The organism is Pseudomonas sp. PAMC25584, from assembly GCF_058135675.1.
Map to the genome: position 1 here is coordinate 42,305 of NZ_CM176870.1, position 17,535 is coordinate 59,839.

The window sequence follows — 17,535 nt, forward strand, 5'->3', positions numbered from 1 at the left end:
GCCCATCTGCTTTTTTCAGCACCCACTCATTTCAGGTGAAGCGATGCCGGCGCAATTGATCGCGCTCGATTGGGGAACCAGTTCCCTTCGTGCTTATAAACTCGGCCCCGCAGGCGTGGTGCTGGAACAACGTGCGCTGGCGTTGGGGATCATGCATCTGCCCAGCCAACCCCGGGAGATCGCTGGCGTGCGCTGCAGCGATGGCTTCGAGTTGGCGTTCGACGCAGCCTGCGGCGATTGGCTCGACGCCCAGCCGGGCTTGCCGGTGATCGCCTGCGGCATGGTCGGCAGCGCCCAGGGTTGGAGCGAAGCGGCCTACCGCAACACCCCGGTCGACGTCGCCAGCCTCGGCCAGGCGCTGCACCGCGTGCGCAGTGTGCGCGGCGTCGATGTGCATATCGTGCCTGGCGTGATCGAGCAGGTCGGCTTGCCCAACGTGATGCGCGGCGAAGAAACCCAGGTGCTCGGCGTGCTGCAGGGCCTCGCGGCCGAGGTGTTGATCGGCCTGCCCGGCAGCCATTCCAAATGGGTCGAGGTGGTCGACGGCTGTATCACCCATTTCGACACCTTCATGACCGGCGAGCTGTTCGCGGTGTTGAGCAAGCACAGCCTGCTCGGGCGCACCCAACAACCCGCCGAACACTTCCAGGCGGCAGCCTTCGACCTTGGCGTGCAGGTGGCGCTGTCGGTAGACGGCGAGCGCGGCGTGCTGTCGACGCTGTTCAGCGCACGCACCCTGGGCTTGACCGGCAAACTCGCCCCCGACGAGCAGCCCGACTACCTCTCCGGCCTGCTGATCGGCCATGAACTCGCCGGCTTGCCTGCCGCCGCCAAACACCAGCCGATCATTCTGGTCGGCGCCGCGCCGCTCTGTGCCCGTTATCAACGCGCCCTCGACCTCTGCGGCTTCGCCCACGTCAGCCTGGCGCAAGAGGCCACCGAACGCGGCCTCTGGCAGTTGGCCCAGGCCGCCGGGCTCATTCAACCTGCAATGGAGGCCTGACATGCTCAAGCAAGCACTCACGCAAAACGGTTTGATCGCGATCCTGCGCGGTGTGCGACCGGACGAAGCCGAGGCGATTGGCCAGGTGCTGTACCGCGCCGGTTTTCGCGTGATCGAAGTCCCGCTCAATTCGCCGGACCCTTACACCAGCATCCGCACCCTGCGTGACAGCCTGCCCGCCGATTGCCTGATCGGCGCCGGCACGGTGTTGCTGCCTGCGCAGGTCGAGCAGGTCAAAGCCGCTGGTGGCCAGGTGATCGTGATGCCCCACAGCGATGCCAAGGTCTTGCGCGCCGCGAAAGCTGCCGGTCTGTACCTGTCGCCGGGGGTTGCCACCCCGACCGAGGCGTTCGCCGCGCTGGCCGAAGGCGCCGACGTATTGAAGCTGTTCCCCGCCGAGCAAATGGGCCCGGCGGTGATCAAAGCGTGGCTGGCGGTGTTGCCGGCGGGCACGTTGTTACTGCCGGTCGGCGGCGTGAGCCCGGACAACATGCAGGTGTATTTCGACGCCGGCGCCAGGGGTTTCGGCCTGGGTTCCGGGTTGTTCAAACCGGGCATGTCCGTGGCCCAGGTGGCGAGCAATGCCCAGGCGTATGTCGCAGCCTGGAACGCTCTGAACTGATCGCAAGTTTTGCGCCTTGGGCGCTGCATCGACAAGAGAGATAAGAAGATGAAAATCACCAAACTGACGACCTTCATCGTCCCACCGCGCTGGTGCTTCCTCAAAGTGGAAACCGACCAGGGCGTCACCGGCTGGGGCGAACCCGTGGTCGAAGGCCGCGCCCACACGGTGGCGGCTGCGGTTGAGGAACTGTCCGACTACCTGATCGGCAAAGACCCACGCAATATCGAAGACATCTGGACCGTGCTCTATCGCGGCGGCTTCTATCGCGGCGGCGCCGTGCATATGAGCGCGCTGGCCGGCATCGACCAGGCGCTGTGGGACATCAAGGGCAAAGCCCTGGGCGTGTCGGTCAGCGACCTGCTGGGCGGCCAGGTGCGCGACAAGATTCGCGTGTATTCGTGGATCGGCGGCGACCGCCCCGCCGACACCGCCCGCGCCGCCAAAGAAGCCGTAGCGCGTGGTTTCACTGCGGTGAAAATGAACGGCACCGAAGAGTTGCAGTTCGTCGACAGCTTCGAAAAAGTCGACCTGGCCCTGGCCAACGTCGCCGCCGTGCGCGATGCCGTCGGCCCTAACGTGGGCATCGGCGTCGACTTCCATGGCCGCGTACACAAGCCCATGGCCAAGGTGCTGATGAAAGAGCTGGACCCGTACAAGCTGATGTTTATCGAAGAGCCGGTGCTCAGCGAAAACTACGAAGCCTTGAAAGAACTCGCACCGCTGACCAGCACGCCGATTGCCTTGGGCGAGCGCCTGTTCTCGCGCTGGGACTTCAAGCGCGTGCTCAGCGAAGGCTACGTCGACATCATCCAGCCGGACGCTTCCCACGCTGGTGGCATCACCGAAACCCGCAAGATCGCCAACATGGCCGAAGCCTACGACGTGGCCCTGGCGCTGCACTGCCCGCTGGGCCCAATCGCGCTGGCCGCCTGCCTGCAACTGGACGCGGTCTGCTACAACGCGTTTATCCAGGAGCAAAGCCTGGGCATTCACTACAACGAGAGCAACGACCTGCTCGACTACGTGCGCGATCCGGGCGTGTTCGACTATGACCAGGGCTTCGTGAAGATCCCCAACGGGCCGGGCCTGGGCATCGAGATCAACGAGGAATACGTGATCGAACGCGCGGCCATCGGCCACCGCTGGCGCAACCCGATCTGGCGCCACGCCGACGGCAGTTTTGCCGAGTGGTGATGTCTGCCTGAAAAAATGTGGCAAAAAATGTGGGAGGGGGCTTGCCCCCGATAGCGGCGAACCCGCCGCCGAAGATGTCGACTGACACTCACCTATCGGGGGCAAGCTCCCTCCCACATTTGATCCGGTTTATTCAGTAAGTCCGTCCTCAATAAACATAAGAAGAGACAACCCCATGCACCCTGAATCCCTCACCGGGCAGGCTTCTTTAGTCACGCCTAGCAGAAAGCGCTACTTCATCATGGTGCTGCTGTTTATCACTGTGGTGATCAACTACCTCGACCGCAGCAACCTGTCCATTGCAGCGCCGGCCCTGACCAGTGATTTGGGCATCGACCCGGTGCATGTCGGGCTGATTTTCTCGGCGTTCGGCTGGACCTACGCCGCCATGCAAATCCCCGGCGGCTGGCTGGTGGACCGGGTGCCACCGCGCATTCTCTACACCGTCGCATTGCTGCTGTGGTCCATCGCCACCGTGATGCTCGGCTTTGCGGCCAGCTTCATCGCGCTGTTTGTCCTGCGCATGGCGGTGGGCGCCCTGGAAGCCCCGGCCTATCCGATCAACAGCCGTGTGGTCACCACCTGGTTCCCCGAGCGTGAGCGCGCCACGGCGATTGGGTTCTACACCTCCGGGCAGTTCGTCGGGCTGGCGTTTCTCACCCCGGTGCTGGCCTGGTTGCAGCACCAGTACGGCTGGCACATGGTGTTTGTCACCACGGGCGGCGTGGGCATCCTCTGGGCGCTGATCTGGTACGCGGTGTACCGCGAGCCGAAGGACTTCAAAGGCGCCAACGCCGCCGAAATCGAACTGATCCGTGCAGGCGGCGGGCTGGTGGACATGCAGGCACAAACCACCAAGGCACCGTTCAGTTGGGTCGACCTGGGCATCGTGCTGAGCAAGCGCAAGCTCTGGGGCATCTACCTGGGCCAGTTCTGCCTGAACTCCACGCTGTGGTTCTTCCTGACGTGGTTCCCGACCTATCTGGTGAAATATCGCGGGATGGACTTCATCAAATCCGGCCTGCTTGCTTCCCTGCCCTTCCTCGCGGCGTTTGTCGGCGTGCTGTGTTCCGGGATTTTTTCCGACTGGCTGATTCGCCGTGGCGCGTCGGTGGGCTTTGCGCGCAAGTTGCCGATCATTGGCGGGCTGTTGATCTCCACCGCGATCATTGGCGCCAACTACGTGGATTCGACGGCGTGGGTGATTGCGTTCCTGGCGGTGGCGTTCTTTGGCAATGGCTTGGCGTCGATCACGTGGTCGCTGGTGTCGACCTTGGCGCCCGCCCGTTTGCTCGGGTTGACCGGCGGTGTGTTCAACTTCATCGGCAACCTGGCGGCGATTACCACGCCGATCGTGATTGGCTTCCTGGCCAGTGGGGATTCGTTCGCGCCGGCAATCACCTATATCGCCGTGCTGGCATTGCTCGGGGCGCTTTCCTACATTTTGTTGGTGGGCAAGGTCGAGCGGATCGAGTTGTAAAAAACCGGCGACCCCGGGGTTAATGCCAGTCAGTTAAGCGATAGAGCGGGTAACCGGTGGCGAGGGAGCTTGCTCCCGTTGGACTGCGTAGCAGTCCCCTCTGTTGGGGCCGCTTCGCGTCCCAGCGGGAGCAAGCTCCCTCGCCACAGTGACAGTGTTCTTCCTTAATTGACTGGCATTACGACCCTGGGGTGGCGCTTTTTTTCGGATTATGGCACCGACGCATCAGTTCAATACGCCTTCCAGAATCTCATAGACAATGCCCGTGCCCACTGCGATCAACACCACATCCGGGCCCGAACGGCGCCATTCATAGCCCTCGTAGTACGGCAGGCGCGCCAGGGCGCGGTTGTCGAGGCGTTCGCCATAGTAACCGTGGGGCATCGGCCGGCCACGGACCAGGCGCATATCCGGCGGCGGTGGCGCGCCACGGCCGAATTGGCCGTGATTGTCGCGGATGATCTGGCGCACCGGACCGAAGTCCCGGGGTGGGCCGCCGCGACGGTCGTCCTGCGGGCCGCGATGGTCGTCGCCACGTTGTTCGTGCTGGCCTGGTGGGCCGCCACGGTCGTCGTCGCGCTGGTCAGGCGGCGCGGCGTGCGCCAGGGCGCTGGCGGCAAGCACCAGCGCGCCACAACCAGCAATCACGGACTTGGGCATTTTCATCGGGAATTCCTCAGGGCACGCATACAAAAAAGGGATTTCGAACACGGTTCGAAATCCCTTGGTCTTGCTGTTTAGGCCACGGTTTTGCGGGTTGATTCCTCTGTATCAGGAACTTTACCTACCGTATACGAGGCGCTTACTTACGTGCGTTACGGACACCTGCTGACAGCGCTGCACATAGGCTCAGCACGCCGTCGATGGCTTGCTGGTCATTGCTGGCGTTGGCGATTTGATCGATCAGCGCCGAACCCACCACCACACCATCGGCCAAACGTGCGATGGCGGCCGCTTGCTCCGGCGTGCGGATACCAAAACCGATGCTGATCGGCAGGGCGGTATGGCGACGCAGGCGGGTCACGGCTTCTTCGACGTGTTCCAGGGTGGCGGCACCGGCACCGGTCACACCGGCCACCGACACGTAGTACACAAAGCCCGAGCTGCCATTGAGCACGGTCGGCAGGCGCACGTCGTCGGTGGTTGGCGTGGTCAGGCGGATAAAGTCGATACCGGCGGCCTGGGCCGGGTCGCACAGCTCGCCGTTATGCTCGGGCGGCAGGTCGACCACGATCAGGCCGTCGACGCCGGCTTCTTTGGCGTCAGCGATGAACTGCGGCACGCCGTATTTGTGGATGGGGTTGAAGTAGCCCATCAACACCAGTGGCGTGTCGTTGTTGTCTTGGCGGAACTCGCGAACCATTTGCAGGGTTTTGGCCAGGTTCTGCTTGGCTTCCAACGCACGGATGTTGGCCAGTTGAATGGCTGGGCCGTCGGCCATCGGGTCGGTGAAGGGCATGCCCAACTCGATCACATCGGCGCCGGCAGCGGGCAAGCCCTTGAGGATCGCCAGCGAGGTGTCATAGCCTGGGTCGCCGGCGGTGACGAAGGTCACCAGGGCGGCGCGGTTTTGTTCCTTGAGTTGCGCAAAGCGGGTTTGCAGGCGGCTCATTTAGTGTTTCTCCTGCTGGGACTGTTCCATGTGGTGCATCACGGTCTGCATGTCTTTGTCGCCACGGCCGGACAAGTTCACCACCATCAGGTGATCTTTCGGCAGGGCCGGTGCGCGTTTGAATACTTCGGCAAGGGCGTGGGCAGTTTCCAGTGCGGGAATAATCCCTTCCAGGCGGCAGCATTTGTGGAACGCTTCCAGGGCTTCGTGGTCAGTCACCGACGTGTACTGGGCGCGGCCGATGTCATGCAACCAGGCGTGTTCCGGGCCGATGCCGGGGTAGTCGAGGCCGGCGGAAATCGAGTGGGCGTCGATGATCTGGCCGTCGTCGTCCTGCAGCAGGAAGGTACGGTTGCCGTGCAGCACACCCGGTACGCCGCCGTTGAGGCTGGCGGCATGCTTGCCGGTTTCGATGCCATAGCCTGCCGCTTCAACGCCGATGATTTCTACGCTGGTGTCATTCAGGAACGGGTGGAACAGGCCCATGGCGTTCGAGCCACCGCCGATACACGCCACCAGGCTGTCCGGCAGGCGACCTTCCTGGGCTTGCATCTGGTCACGGGTTTCCTTGCCGATCACTGCCTGGAAGTCGCGCACCATTGCAGGGTACGGGTGCGGGCCAGCCACGGTGCCGATCAGGTAGAAGGTGTCATCAACGTTGGTCACCCAGTCGCGCAGGGCTTCGTTCATCGCGTCTTTGAGCGTGCCGGTACCGGACACTACCGGGATCACTTTGGCGCCCAACAGCTTCATGCGGAACACGTTGGCCTGTTGGCGCTCGATGTCGGTGGTGCCCATGTAGATCACGCAGTCGAGGCCGAAGCGCGCAGCCACGGTGGCGGTGGCCACACCGTGCATGCCGGCGCCGGTCTCGGCGATGATGCGTTTTTTGCCCATGCGCCGCGCGAGCAGGATCTGGCCGATGCAGTTGTTGATCTTGTGCGCGCCGGTGTGGTTCAGCTCTTCGCGCTTGAGGTAAATCTTGGCGCCGCCGCAGAACTCCGTCAGCCGCTCAGCGAAATAAAGCGGGCTTGGTCGACCGACGTAGTCGCGCTGGAAGTAAGCCAGTTCTTCGTTGAACGCAGGATCAATCTTGGCCGCTTCGTATTCGCGGGCCAGTTCGAGGACCAACGGCATCAGGGTTTCGGCGACGTAGCGGCCGCCGAATGCGCCAAACAGGCCGTTGGCGTCAGGGCCGTTGCGTAGATCGGTCTGGGACTGAGTCATGGGACGCTCCAGGAAAAGAATTCGGGTGGGAAGCAATGACGGTCACTCTACCCCTGACGTTCGGTGCTGAAAACCGATAAGATCGCCGTAACCTGTCAGGAAAACTCACAGATGAGCCGAGACCTTCCGCCCCTTAACGCCCTACGCGCATTCGAAGCCACGGCGCGCCTCAACAGCGTGAGCCAGGCGGCTGAGCAGTTGCACGTCACCCATGGCGCTGTGAGCCGCCAGCTTAAAGTGCTGGAAGAACATTTGGGTGTCAGCCTGTTCGTCAAGGAAGGACGCGGCCTCAAACTCACAGATGCCGGCGTGCGTCTGCGCGATGCGAGTACCGAGGCGTTCGAGCGCTTGCGCGACGTGTGCGCAGAAATCACCCAAAGCAGCGCCGATGCACCGTTCGTCCTCGGCTGTTCGGGCAGTTTGCTGGCGCGCTGGTTTATTCCGCGCCTGGGCCGCTTGAATGCCGACCTGCCCGATCTGCGCCTGCACCTGTCGGCAGGCGAAGGTGACCTGGACCCCCGCCGCCCCGGTCTGGACGCGCTGCTGCTGTTCGCCGAACCCCCGTGGCCAGCGGATATGCAGGTGTACGAGCTGGCCAGCGAGCGTATCGGCCCGGTCATGAGCCCGCGTTTCGCCGGTTACGAGCGCTTGCGCGACGCACCGGCTGCGGCGCTGTGTGGCGAAGCGCTGTTGCACACCACGTCACGCCCGCAGGCCTGGCCCAGTTGGGCGCAGCAACACGGGATCGAGCCCGGCGCGTTGAAACACGGCCAGGGTTTTGAGCATTTGTACTACTTGCTGGAAGCGGCGGTTGCAGGGCTGGGCGTGGCGATCGCGCCGGAGCCGCTGGTGGCGGAGGACGTGCGCGCCGGTCGCCTGGTGGCGCCGTGGGGCTTCACGCAAACCCCGGCGCACCTGGCGTTGTGGCTGCCCAAGCGCGCCGCAGATGGGCGCGCTCGGCAACTGGCGCAATGGCTCAAGGCTGAGCTGTTGCGCCAGCCGGTATAGCCGGCAAATCAGTTACCGCGTTTGCACAGCAGGTAAGCCGCCAGCAGGCCCAGTGCGCCAACGGCAACGCCGGCTGTGGTCCATGGGTGCTCTTGTGCGTAGTCCCGGGTCGCCACACCGGTTTCGCGGATTTTTACTTTGCTTTCTTCGTAGGCGTCGCTGATCAGGTGACGGGAATGCTTGAGTGCGTTCTCGGCATTGCTTTTCAGGGCCTTCAGGGTCTTGCGCGACTCATCGGAAGCATCGTCCTTGAGGTCCTCAAGGGACTTGAGCAGGCTCGAAATCTCGGCTTCCATGCTTTCCAGCGACGCTTTGCGTAAAGAAGTGTTGGCCATGTGGACTCTCCTGAAATGATTGAGTGGCGTGTGTAGATACCGACTACGGCCGTTTCAGAAAGTGCAGTAAATCTGAACTTTCGAATAGGAATGGTCGCCAGAAGCAGTATGAACTTTCACTGCTAGGCTTTATTGACGACCCTCAGGAGAAACGCCATGTCTGATCATCACACCTACAAGAAAGTCGAATTGGTGGGCTCGTCCGCCACCAGCATCGAAGAGGCGATCAACAACGCCTTGGCCGAAGCCAGCAAAAGCATCAAGCACTTGGAGTGGTTCGAGGTGATCGAAACCCGAGGCCATATCAAGGACGGCAAGGCCGCGCACTTCCAGGTTACGTTGAAGGTGGGGTTCCGAATTGCCAGTAGTTGATCGAAACGGTTGAACTTGCCGGCTGGCCGATTGCCATAACCTGCGCTACAACCAATGGGGGCCGATGCGACCTGCGTCGGCACGCTCGTTTCGATCAGCGCAAGGAAAGTGACGGATGAAGAAGTTCCTGTTAGCGGTAGGTTTGTTGAGCATGGCGGGCACCGTGCTGGCGGCGGGCAAGCCGTGTGAAGAGCTGAAAAGCGAAATTGCTGCGAAAATCGATGCCAATGGCGCTTCGGGTTATTCGCTGGAAGTGGTGGCTAAAGGCGCTGCGGCTGACGGCAAGGTCGTTGGCAGTTGCGAAGGCGACACCAAGGAAATTGTCTACAAGCGCGGTTGATCCTGCGTTGCAGACATAAAAAACCGACGCAGGTGCGTCGGTTTTTTTTCGCCTGCGGGGTTTACTCCTTCATCAACTGCGCGAGCAGTTCGTAGGAATGAATCCGGTCGGCGTGTTCGTACAGGTCGCAGGTAAAAATCAGCTCATCGGCGCCGGTCTGTTCGATCAGCACCTCCAGTTTGGCGCGGATCTTCGCCGGGCTGCCGACCATCGCCAGGCCGAGGAAGCTGCCTACCGCGTCTTTTTCATGGGGTAGCCACAGGCCGTCCATGCTGTTCACCGGCGGACGCTGCACCAGGCTCTGCCCGCGCATCAACGCCAGGATGCGTTGGTAGACGGAAGTGGCGAGGTAATCGGCCTGTTCATCGGTATCCGCCGCGACCAACGGAATGCCGAGCATCACGTAGGGCTTGTCCAGAACGGCAGAAGGCTTGAAGTGATTGCGGTACACGCGAATCGCCTCATGCATCAAGCGCGGTGCGAAATGGGAGGCAAAGGCGTAGGGCAAGCCGCGCTCGCCTGCCAACTGTGCGCTGAACAGGCTGGAACCGAGCAGCCACACCGGGACGTTGGTGCCGGTGCCCGGAACCGCGATCACCCGTTGGTCGGGCGTGCGCGGGCCGAGGTAGGCCATCAGTTCGGCCACGTCGTCGGGGAAGTCGTCCGCGCTGCCGGAGCGCTCACGGCGTAGGGCGCGGGCGGTCATCTGGTCGGAACCGGGCGCACGGCCCAGGCCTAGGTCGATCCGGCCGGGGTACAGGCTTTCCAGGGTGCCGAATTGTTCGGCGATCACCAACGGCGCATGGTTGGGCAGCATCACGCCGCCGGAACCGACGCGGAGGGTCGAGGTGCCGCCGGCCAGGTAACCGAGCAATACCGAGGTGGCCGAGCTGGCGATGCCATCCATATTGTGGTGTTCAGCTACCCAGAAGCGGTTGTAGCCAAACTTTTCCACATGCTGGGCCAGGTCCAGGGAATTGCGCAGCGACTGTGCGGGACTGCCGTTGGCCCGCACGGGCACCAGGTCGAGGGTCGAGAACTTCACGTCGGACAGCGATTTCATAAGCCTGCTTCTCCAATAAGGGCGCAGGCTTCTTAGACGAACCAAAACCTGCCGCTTCATGTGCATGTTCTATGCAATGAGGGCATATACCCGAGATTCAATAGCGCGCGAGAAATTTCCTACCTTGGCGCTAGGTTTTTCTTACAAGTGAACTTTGCCAAAGCTTCTATCCTCAGAACCCTTACTGAAGCAAAACCACCGTTCGAGGAGACCGCTATGAGTATCGTAAAAAAAGCATCCGCGCATTGGGAAGGTGATCTGAAGACAGGTCTGGGTTCCATCTCCACGGAAACCGGCGTGCTGCGCGAAGCGCCCTACGGCTTTAAGGCCCGTTTCGAGGGAGGCAAGGGCACCAACCCTGAAGAATTGATCGGTGCGGCCCACGCCGGCTGTTTCTCCATGGCGTTTTCCATGATTCTCGGCGACGCCGGGCTCAAGGCTGACAGCATCGACACCCAGGCCGAAGTGACTTTGGATCAGGTCGACGGTGGTTTTGCGATCACCGCGGTACACCTGGTGCTCAAGGCCAAGATTCCCGGCGCGAGCCAGGCGCAGTTCGAAGAACTGAGCAAAAAGGCCAAGGAAGGGTGCCCGGTGTCGAAGGTGCTGAACGCGAAAATCAGCCTGGACGCCACGCTCGTCAACTGACACCGCCTTAAAAATGTGGGAGGGGGCTTGCCCCCGATTGCGATCTGTCAGTATCGGATGAGCCGACTGAATACCGCTATCGGGGGCAATCCCCCTTCCACATTTAGTTGTGCGTTAAATCAGAACTCGTGTTTCCCCGATGTGGTCCTATAGCCTATGCAGCCTTAGGCGCACACCCGTGCGCATGCATTCAGGGAGCTTCACACATGAAACGTTTTGCTTTGGCGATCATCTGCGGTGTGTTGGCCACATCGGCCGTGGCCGCACCCAAAGACTGCGAAGAGCTCAGGAAAGAGATCGAGATCAAAATCCAGGCCAAGGCGATTCCGTCCTACACCCTGGAAGTCATCACTGCCGAAGAAGCCAAGAACCACGACCGCGCGATGATTGTCGGTTCCTGCGAAAACGGTACCAAGGCGATCATCTACCAGAAGAACAACGACTGATCAGATGCAGTTCACGCTGCGCTCTTGCGCCAATAACTGACGCGCGGCGTTGTACAGCCGGATACTCGGTGTGTAGGCCAACGAGCGCCCCTCCAGGCGATAACGCTGGCCGGCCTCGAAGTGGTCGTACTGCAAGGTCATGAAGCAGGTCCGGTCCTGGGTTTGTGCCAATCCGCCAAAGCTGCCGCCGGCCGGCACTTCGAAATCAAAGCGCACCATCAGCTCGTGACTGCCCGGCGGGACCTGGAAGAAGCGTCCGTCGTTGAGGTTCTTCCCATCCAGACGTTGGGCCATCACCAGCTTGGCCCCCGGTGTCGGGGTGGCGAAATCGACCCAGGCCTGTTGCGGGTCCACCGGCGGGATGGGCGGCGAAGCACAGGCGCTGAGCAACAGGGCGGCGATGGGAAGCACTAGCTGGCGCATGGCGGGCACTCAACACAAGGAGAGGTTTGAGTATAAACACGCTACGCCATGGAAAAACGCCGGGCAGTCACGATAGGCTGGCGAGCCAATTACCCAAGGAGCAGTCGCGGCATGGTCAGGCGTTTTCTTCCAGGGTTGTGGGTTGTGCTGCTCAGCGGGTGTTCCAGCGTCGGTTATTACGGCCAATTGGCCAGCGGCCAGTGGCAGTTGCTGCAGGCCAGGGAGCCGGTGGCCAAGGTGATTGCCGACCCCGCGCGACCGCAGCCGTTACGTGATCACTTGGTGCAAGCGCAAAAGGCGCGCACGTTCGCCAGCGCGCAACTGCACTTGCCGGATAACCAGAGTTACCGGCTGTACGCCGATATTGGCCGGCCATATGTGGTCTGGAATGTTTTTGCCACGCAGGAGTTTTCCCTGGCGGCGCAAAATCACTGCTTCCCCATCGCCGGCTGCGTCGCCTATCGCGGCTATTACAGCCAGGGTGCGGCGCGGGGTGAGGCCGCGTTGCTCAAGCAGCAAGGCATGGATGTGTCGATTGGCGGCGTCGAGGCCTATTCCACCCTGGGTTGGTTCAATGACCCGATCATGAGTTCGATGCTGAGCTGGGGCGATGAGCGCCTGGCCACGTTGATTTTTCACGAGCTGGCGCACCAGCGCTTTTACGTGAAGGACGACACCGAGTTCAATGAGTCCTTTGCCACCTTCGTCGAACAGGAAGGCACGCGCCAATGGCGCGTCGCCCGGGGCCTGGCGCCGATCGGCAGCGCGGCGCTGCAGCAGCGTGACCAATTTACCCGGTTGGTCCTCGATACCCGCAAACGTCTGGAAACACTCTACGCCCAGCCCTTGGCAGCCGATGCGATGCGGCGGGCCAAGGCGGCCGAATTCGAGCGCCTGCGCAGCGAATACCGGCGGGTGCGGGACAGTCAGTGGGGTGGCGACAAACGTTATGACGCCTGGGTGAATCTGCCGATGAACAATGCGCGGCTTCTACCGTTCGGGCTGTATGACCAGTGGGTGCCGGCGTTTGCGGCGTTGTTCCGACAGGACGGTGGGAATTGGCTGAAGTTCTATGCGGCAGTGGAGCGGATGGGCCATTTGCCGGTGGCACAGCGTAAGGCGGCGTTGAGGCAGTTGGAAGGTGCTGGCCGGTAGGGCCTCATCGGGAGCAAGCCCCCTCCCACATTTTGATCCGTGTACGCAGGCCAAATGTGGGAGGGGGCTTGCTCCCGATAGCGCCCTCAAGGCCGCTGCAAAAACGCCTGATGCATCTGCGCCAACGTCTGGAAATGCCAGGTCGGCGCTTCAGCATTCAACTCTTCGAAACTGCCGAACCCATACCCGACCGCCGCCGAATCCAGCCCATTGCTGCGCGCCCCGATCAAGTCGTGCTTGCGGTCGCCGATCATCAAGGTGGTGGCCGGGTCCAGGCGTTCTTCGCGCATCAAGTGGGCAATCAGCTCGACCTTGTTGGTGCGCGTGCCGTCCAGCTCGCTGCCGTAGATCACCTTGAAGTGCTTGGCAAAATCGAAATGGCGGGCGATCTCGCGGGCAAATTCCCACGGCTTGGAGGTGGCTACATACAACTGGCGACCCTGGCTGTTGAGGGCTTCTAGCAGCGGCATCACCCCGTCGAACACGCGGTTTTCATACAAACCGGTGACCTTGAAGCGTTCACGGTAGAAGTTCACCGCTTCCCAGGCCTTGGCTTCGTCGAAGCCGTAGAACTGCATAAAGGCTTGCAGCAACGGCGGGCCGATGAAGTGTTCGAGTGTGGTGATGTCGGGCTCGTCGATACCGAGTTTGCCCAGGGCGTACTGGATCGAACGGGTGATGCCCTCGCGGGGGTCGGTCAGGGTGCCGTCCAGGTCGAACAGTACGGTTGGATAGTGCAGGGTCATTGATCGAATCCTTGCGCCAGGTGCAGGTCTTTGAGCTTCACGTAGTTCGCGGCGCTGTAGGTGAAAAACGCGCGTTCCTTGTCAGTCAGTTCGCGGATCTGTTTAACCGGGCTGCCGACGTACAAGAAGCCGCTTTCAAGTTTCTTGCCCGGCGGCACCAGGCTGCCGGCGCCGATGATCACCTCGTCTTCGACCACGGCGCCGTCCATCACGATGCTGCCCATGCCGATCAGGATGCGATTGCCCACGGTGCAGCCGTGCAGCATGACTTTGTGGGCGATGGTCACATCGTCGCCGATCAGCAGCGGAAAACCATCGGGATTGAACGGCCCGGCATGGGTAATGTGCAGCACGCAGCCGTCCTGCACGCTGGTGCGCGCGCCGATGCGGATGCGGTGCATGTCGCCGCGGATCACGGTGAGCGGCCAAACCGAGCTGTCGTCGCCGATTTCTACATCGCCGATCACCACCGCCGAAATATCGACAAAAGCCCCGGCGCCCAGGGTTGGCGTGTGGTTCTGATAGGTGCGAAGGGTCACGATAGCCTCTCTCTCTTCTGCTGATAGCTGCGGTGGACGTTGATTGTAATTAAGATGGCCCCATCTTTGTTCTTACATGTTTCTTCAGCCAAGGTGCCAACCGTGAGCGCGAACAACCCTCTTCTGCAGCCCTACGACCTGCCGCCGTTCTCGGCGATACGTGCCGAGCACGTACAGCCGGCCATCGAACAGATCCTCGCCGACAACCGGCTTGCCATCGAAGGCATCCTGCAAAGCCAGGGGAAAAATCCGACATGGGCCGGTCTGGTCCTTGCCATGGATGAACTGAATGATCGTCTGGGCGCCGCCTGGAGCCCGGTCAGCCACCTCAACGCCGTGTGCAACAGCGCCGAGTTGCGTGAGGCGTATGAAAGCTGCCTGCCGGCGTTGAGCGCCTACTCCACCGAGATGGGCCAGAACCGCGAACTGTTCCAGGCGTTCGAGGCTTTGGCCAACAGCCCGCAAGCTGCCGGTTTCGATGTGGCGCAAAAAACCATCCTGGAACATTCGCTGCGCGATTTCCGCTTGTCGGGTATCGATCTGCCGCCCGAGCAGCAAAAACGCTACGCCGAAGTGCAAAGCAAACTCTCCGAGCTGGGCAGCAAATTCTCCAACCAACTGTTGGACGCCACCCAGGCCTGGACCAAACACGTTACCGATGAAGCCACCCTCGCCGGCCTGACCGACTCGGCCAAGGCACAAATGGCCGCCGCCGCCCAGGCCAAAGACCTCGACGGTTGGTTGATCACCCTGGAATTTCCCAGCTACTACGCGGTGATGACCTACGCCCAGGACCGCGCTCTGCGCGAAGAAATCTACGCCGCCTATTGCACCCGTGCGTCGGACCAAGGCCCGAATGCCGGTCAGAACGATAACGGCCCGATCATGCAACAGATCCTCGACCTGCGTCAGGAACTGGCCCGGCTGCTGGGCTATGCGTCCTTCTCCGAATTGAGCCTGGCCACCAAAATGGCCGACTCCAGCGACCAGGTGCTGAGCTTCCTGCGCGACCTGGCCAAGCGCAGCAAGCCGTTTGCCGCCCAGGACCTGCAACAGCTCAAGGCCTACGCCGCCGAACAAGGCTGCGCCGACCTGCAAAGCTGGGACAGCGGTTTCTACGGTGAAAAACTGCGTGAACAGCGCTACAGCGTGTCCCAGGAAGCCCTGCGCGCGTACTTCCCGATCGACAAGGTGCTCGGCGGCTTGTTTGCCATCGTGCAGCGTCTGTACGGCATCGAGATCGCCGAGCAGAAAGGCTTCGACACCTGGCACCCGGACGTGCGCCTGTTCGAAATCAAGGAAAACGGCCAGCACGTCGGCCGTTTCTTCTTCGACCTGTACGCCCGCGCCAACAAGCGTGGCGGTGCCTGGATGGACGGCGCCCGCGACCGTCGCCGCACCGTCGAAGGTGTGTTGCAAAGCCCGGTGGCCAACTTGGTGTGCAACTTCACCCCGGCCGACAGCGGCAAGCCTGCCCTGCTGACCCACGACGAAGTGACGACGCTGTTCCACGAATTCGGCCACGGCCTGCATCACCTGCTGACCCGTGTCGAGCATGCCGGCGTGTCCGGCATCAACGGCGTGGCCTGGGATGCGGTGGAGTTGCCGAGCCAGTTCATGGAGAACTGGTGCTGGGAGCCGGAAGGCCTGGCGCTGATCTCCGGCCACTACGAAACCGGCGAGCCGCTGCCCCAGGACCTGCTGGAAAAAATGCTCGCGGCGAAAAACTTCCAGTCCGGCCTGATGATGGTGCGCCAGTTGGAGTTTTCGCTGTTCGACTTTGAGTTGCATGCCACCCATGGTGACGGCCGCAGTGTGGCGCAGGTACTCGAGGGCGTGCGCGACGAGGTGTCGGTGATGCGTCCGCCGGCCTACAACCGCTTCCCCAACAGCTTCGCGCATATCTTCGCCGGTGGTTACGCTGCGGGTTATTACAGCTACAAGTGGGCTGAAGTGCTGTCCGCCGATGCTTTCTCCAAGTTCGAAGAAGACGGCGTGCTCAATGCCGAAACCGGACGTGCTTTCCGCGAGGCGATCCTGGCCCGTGGCGGTTCCCAGGCGCCGATGGTGTTGTTTGTCGATTTCCGCGGGCGTGCGCCGTCCATTGACGCACTCTTGCGCCACAGCGGCCTGAGTGAGGACGCAGCAGCATGAGTGACGTGCCAGTGATTACCAAAAAGCAGTTTATTGCCGGGGCTGTTTGCCCGGCGTGCAGCGAGCCGGACAAGTTGAAGATGTGGACCGAGGACAACGTTCCGCATCGCGAATGCGTGGCCTGCGGTTATACCGACACGCTGAATGATCAGGGCTTGTCGGTGCCCAAGGAGCTGGGTACGCGGGTCAATACCTCGGCGCTCAAAGCGCCGGACCCGAAGGTGCAGTCGGTGCAGTTCTTTCCTAACCCGAAGCTGAAGAAAGACTGAGATCCTGTCAGGGCGTAATCAGCGCTCTGGGGTCTTTGGTGGGTTCAACAGGGCTGGTGGTACCAGCCGTGTTGAACCAACTTTTCATTGAGCACAGGGCAAACTCGCTGGTGCTGCAATCGCCATTCGCCAAGGCTGTGCGCAACTTGTCGATATCGGCCTTCATCATGTAGCGAACACCGTCCTTGAGGCCCTTGCTGCTGCCGAAGCCGCCCAAGGTCATTTCGTTCAACGCCTCTTCCTTGCTCCAACCCTGAACCACCACGCGATACATCGCCGCCATCAGGCCGGTGCGGTCTGTGCCGTGTTTGCAGTGCATCAGCACTGCACCGTTGGCTTCGGCCTCGCGAATCGCCCTCAGCGCGGCGAGCACGTCAGCGTCATCGACATGGTTGGTGCGATAAACCAACTGGACCTGTCGGATATCAGGAGTTTTCAGCCAATCGCTGTCGGACTCTGGCAGAAAGTTGATTACGGTGCCGATCTTGAGTTTTTCCAGCAGAGGTACCGCGTTGCTGTCTGGCAGCGCGCTGCGATAGAGCGTGGGCGTCATCTGGTGCAGGTTGTATTGATTGCCAACCGGCTGCGCCCATTCGGATGAGCGAAGGGATGCGGTGTCGTCTGCCCAGGCGTGCGCGCTGGTGAACAGTGCCAGGAACGCGAGGCTGAGGGCCGGTAGCCATTGATGCTTGAACATGGGCGACGTAACCGATAGTGGGTTGGTGGGTGATGTCCAGAGTCGGTCATGCGGGGTCAATGGGGTGTGAGGGGCGCGTCAAAGAATCGTGAATCGCCGCCGGGCGACGACCCTGGGGCAGGTGACGCAAAAACACGGACCGCCAAACGGCACTGGTCTTCCCGCTTGCGCCCCTATACTGTATATAAAAACAGTATAG

Annotated in this window: 21 protein-coding genes; 12 read left to right on the forward strand and 9 right to left on the reverse strand. The window is 61.6% G+C overall.

Features of this window, described 5'->3' with window-relative positions; translation table 11 throughout:
• Positions 1–43: 43 nt before the first annotated feature.
• The 4 genes from ACS5Q8_RS00200 to ACS5Q8_RS00215 all read left to right on the forward strand — a co-directional run bounded on the left by ACS5Q8_RS00200 (position 44) and on the right by ACS5Q8_RS00215 (position 4,302).
• Complete coding sequence (locus ACS5Q8_RS00200) at positions 44–1,003, forward strand: 2-dehydro-3-deoxygalactonokinase (protein WP_276195596.1); 960 nt, start codon at positions 44–46, stop codon at positions 1,001–1,003.
• Position 1,004: 1 nt separating this feature from the next.
• On the forward strand, positions 1,005–1,625 hold the full coding sequence (locus tag ACS5Q8_RS00205; protein WP_247407616.1) for a 2-dehydro-3-deoxy-6-phosphogalactonate aldolase: 621 nt from the start codon (positions 1,005–1,007) through the stop codon (positions 1,623–1,625).
• A gap of 48 nt (positions 1,626–1,673) precedes the next feature.
• Positions 1,674–2,822: a galactonate dehydratase gene (gene dgoD, locus ACS5Q8_RS00210; RefSeq protein ID WP_003170741.1), complete on the forward strand. Its 1,149-nt coding sequence runs from the start codon at positions 1,674–1,676 to the stop codon at positions 2,820–2,822.
• 175 nt (positions 2,823–2,997) lie between these two features.
• Positions 2,998–4,302, forward strand: a complete 1,305-nt coding sequence (locus ACS5Q8_RS00215) for an MFS transporter (protein WP_443693464.1) — start codon at positions 2,998–3,000, stop codon at positions 4,300–4,302.
• 225 nt (positions 4,303–4,527) lie between these two features.
• Here the strand turns inward: ACS5Q8_RS00215 and ACS5Q8_RS00220 are convergent, their stop codons facing one another.
• The 3 genes from ACS5Q8_RS00220 to trpB all read right to left on the reverse strand — a co-directional run bounded on the left by ACS5Q8_RS00220 (position 4,528) and on the right by trpB (position 7,141).
• Entirely contained in the window at positions 4,528–4,968 is a 441-nt protein-coding gene (locus ACS5Q8_RS00220) for an anti-virulence regulator CigR family protein (RefSeq protein WP_276195599.1), read from the reverse strand.
• A 136-nt stretch (positions 4,969–5,104) separates the two neighbouring features.
• Positions 5,105–5,914, reverse strand: a complete 810-nt coding sequence (gene trpA / locus ACS5Q8_RS00225; protein ID WP_443699529.1) for a tryptophan synthase subunit alpha — start codon at positions 5,912–5,914, stop codon at positions 5,105–5,107.
• Positions 5,915–7,141: a tryptophan synthase subunit beta gene (trpB, locus tag ACS5Q8_RS00230; protein ID WP_247408049.1), complete on the reverse strand. Its 1,227-nt coding sequence runs from the start codon at positions 7,139–7,141 to the stop codon at positions 5,915–5,917. It lies immediately after the preceding gene.
• 111 nt (positions 7,142–7,252) lie between these two features.
• Here trpB and ACS5Q8_RS00235 point away from each other — a divergent pair, with 111 nt between their 5' ends.
• Positions 7,253–8,149, forward strand: coding sequence for a LysR family transcriptional regulator (locus ACS5Q8_RS00235; protein WP_276195601.1), 897 nt, complete (start codon positions 7,253–7,255; stop codon positions 8,147–8,149).
• An 8-nt stretch (positions 8,150–8,157) separates the two neighbouring features.
• On the opposite strand, the gene ACS5Q8_RS00240 is transcribed toward ACS5Q8_RS00235, so the two are convergent.
• Positions 8,158–8,484, reverse strand: a complete 327-nt coding sequence (locus ACS5Q8_RS00240) for an ElaB/YgaM/YqjD family protein (RefSeq protein ID WP_247408555.1) — start codon at positions 8,482–8,484, stop codon at positions 8,158–8,160.
• A gap of 156 nt (positions 8,485–8,640) precedes the next feature.
• Here ACS5Q8_RS00240 and ACS5Q8_RS00245 point away from each other — a divergent pair, with 156 nt between their 5' ends.
• Both ACS5Q8_RS00245 and ACS5Q8_RS00250 read left to right on the forward strand, forming a co-directional pair.
• On the forward strand, positions 8,641–8,856 hold the full coding sequence (locus tag ACS5Q8_RS00245; protein ID WP_276195602.1) for a dodecin: 216 nt from the start codon (positions 8,641–8,643) through the stop codon (positions 8,854–8,856).
• Positions 8,857–8,971: 115 nt separating this feature from the next.
• Positions 8,972–9,196 (forward strand): DUF1161 domain-containing protein, encoded by a 225-nt coding sequence (locus tag ACS5Q8_RS00250; RefSeq protein ID WP_247408551.1) that lies wholly within the window; start codon positions 8,972–8,974, stop codon positions 9,194–9,196.
• Positions 9,197–9,257: 61 nt separating this feature from the next.
• Here ACS5Q8_RS00250 and ACS5Q8_RS00255 read toward each other — a convergent pair whose 3' ends face one another.
• A complete protein-coding gene (locus ACS5Q8_RS00255) occupies positions 9,258–10,259 on the reverse strand; it encodes an LLM class flavin-dependent oxidoreductase (protein WP_465159725.1) in 1,002 nt (333 codons plus the stop codon).
• A 216-nt stretch (positions 10,260–10,475) separates the two neighbouring features.
• On the opposite strand from ACS5Q8_RS00255, the gene ACS5Q8_RS00260 reads away from it, so the two are divergent.
• Positions 10,476–10,907 carry an OsmC family protein gene (locus ACS5Q8_RS00260; protein ID WP_247400226.1) on the forward strand — a complete coding sequence of 144 codons (432 nt, stop codon included), beginning with the start codon at positions 10,476–10,478 and terminating at the stop codon, positions 10,905–10,907.
• A gap of 206 nt (positions 10,908–11,113) precedes the next feature.
• Complete coding sequence (locus ACS5Q8_RS00265) at positions 11,114–11,353, forward strand: DUF1161 domain-containing protein (protein ID WP_247400228.1); 240 nt, start codon at positions 11,114–11,116, stop codon at positions 11,351–11,353.
• On the opposite strand, the gene ACS5Q8_RS00270 is transcribed toward ACS5Q8_RS00265, so the two are convergent.
• The gene (locus ACS5Q8_RS00270) at positions 11,354–11,776 is read right to left on the reverse strand and encodes a PA0061/PA0062 family lipoprotein (protein ID WP_426101911.1); all 423 of its coding nucleotides are present in this window, start codon (positions 11,774–11,776) and stop codon (positions 11,354–11,356) included.
• Positions 11,777–11,887: 111 nt separating this feature from the next.
• Between ACS5Q8_RS00270 and ACS5Q8_RS00275 the strand changes: the two genes are divergently transcribed.
• On the forward strand, positions 11,888–12,931 hold the full coding sequence (locus ACS5Q8_RS00275) for an aminopeptidase (protein WP_276195607.1): 1,044 nt from the start codon (positions 11,888–11,890) through the stop codon (positions 12,929–12,931).
• An 86-nt stretch (positions 12,932–13,017) separates the two neighbouring features.
• On the opposite strand, the gene ACS5Q8_RS00280 is transcribed toward ACS5Q8_RS00275, so the two are convergent.
• Both ACS5Q8_RS00280 and ACS5Q8_RS00285 read right to left on the reverse strand, forming a co-directional pair.
• The gene (locus ACS5Q8_RS00280; RefSeq protein WP_276195608.1) at positions 13,018–13,677 is read right to left on the reverse strand and encodes an HAD family hydrolase; all 660 of its coding nucleotides are present in this window, start codon (positions 13,675–13,677) and stop codon (positions 13,018–13,020) included.
• Positions 13,674–14,216, reverse strand: coding sequence for a gamma carbonic anhydrase family protein (locus ACS5Q8_RS00285; protein WP_247400236.1), 543 nt, complete (start codon positions 14,214–14,216; stop codon positions 13,674–13,676). The genes ACS5Q8_RS00280 and ACS5Q8_RS00285 overlap by 4 nt, the downstream gene beginning before the upstream one ends.
• 54 nt (positions 14,217–14,270) lie before the next feature.
• On the opposite strand from ACS5Q8_RS00285, the gene prlC reads away from it, so the two are divergent.
• On the forward strand, positions 14,271–16,370 hold the full coding sequence (gene prlC, locus ACS5Q8_RS00290; protein WP_426101917.1) for an oligopeptidase A: 2,100 nt from the start codon (positions 14,271–14,273) through the stop codon (positions 16,368–16,370).
• Entirely contained in the window at positions 16,367–16,639 is a 273-nt protein-coding gene (locus tag ACS5Q8_RS00295; RefSeq protein WP_247400240.1) for a YheV family putative zinc ribbon protein, read from the forward strand. Before prlC ends, ACS5Q8_RS00295 begins: the two co-directional genes overlap by 4 nt.
• Positions 16,640–16,646: 7 nt before the next feature.
• Here ACS5Q8_RS00295 and ACS5Q8_RS00300 read toward each other — a convergent pair whose 3' ends face one another.
• On the reverse strand, positions 16,647–17,336 hold the full coding sequence (locus tag ACS5Q8_RS00300) for a phosphatase domain-containing protein (RefSeq protein ID WP_276195610.1): 690 nt from the start codon (positions 17,334–17,336) through the stop codon (positions 16,647–16,649).
• Positions 17,337–17,535 lie beyond the last annotated feature (199 nt).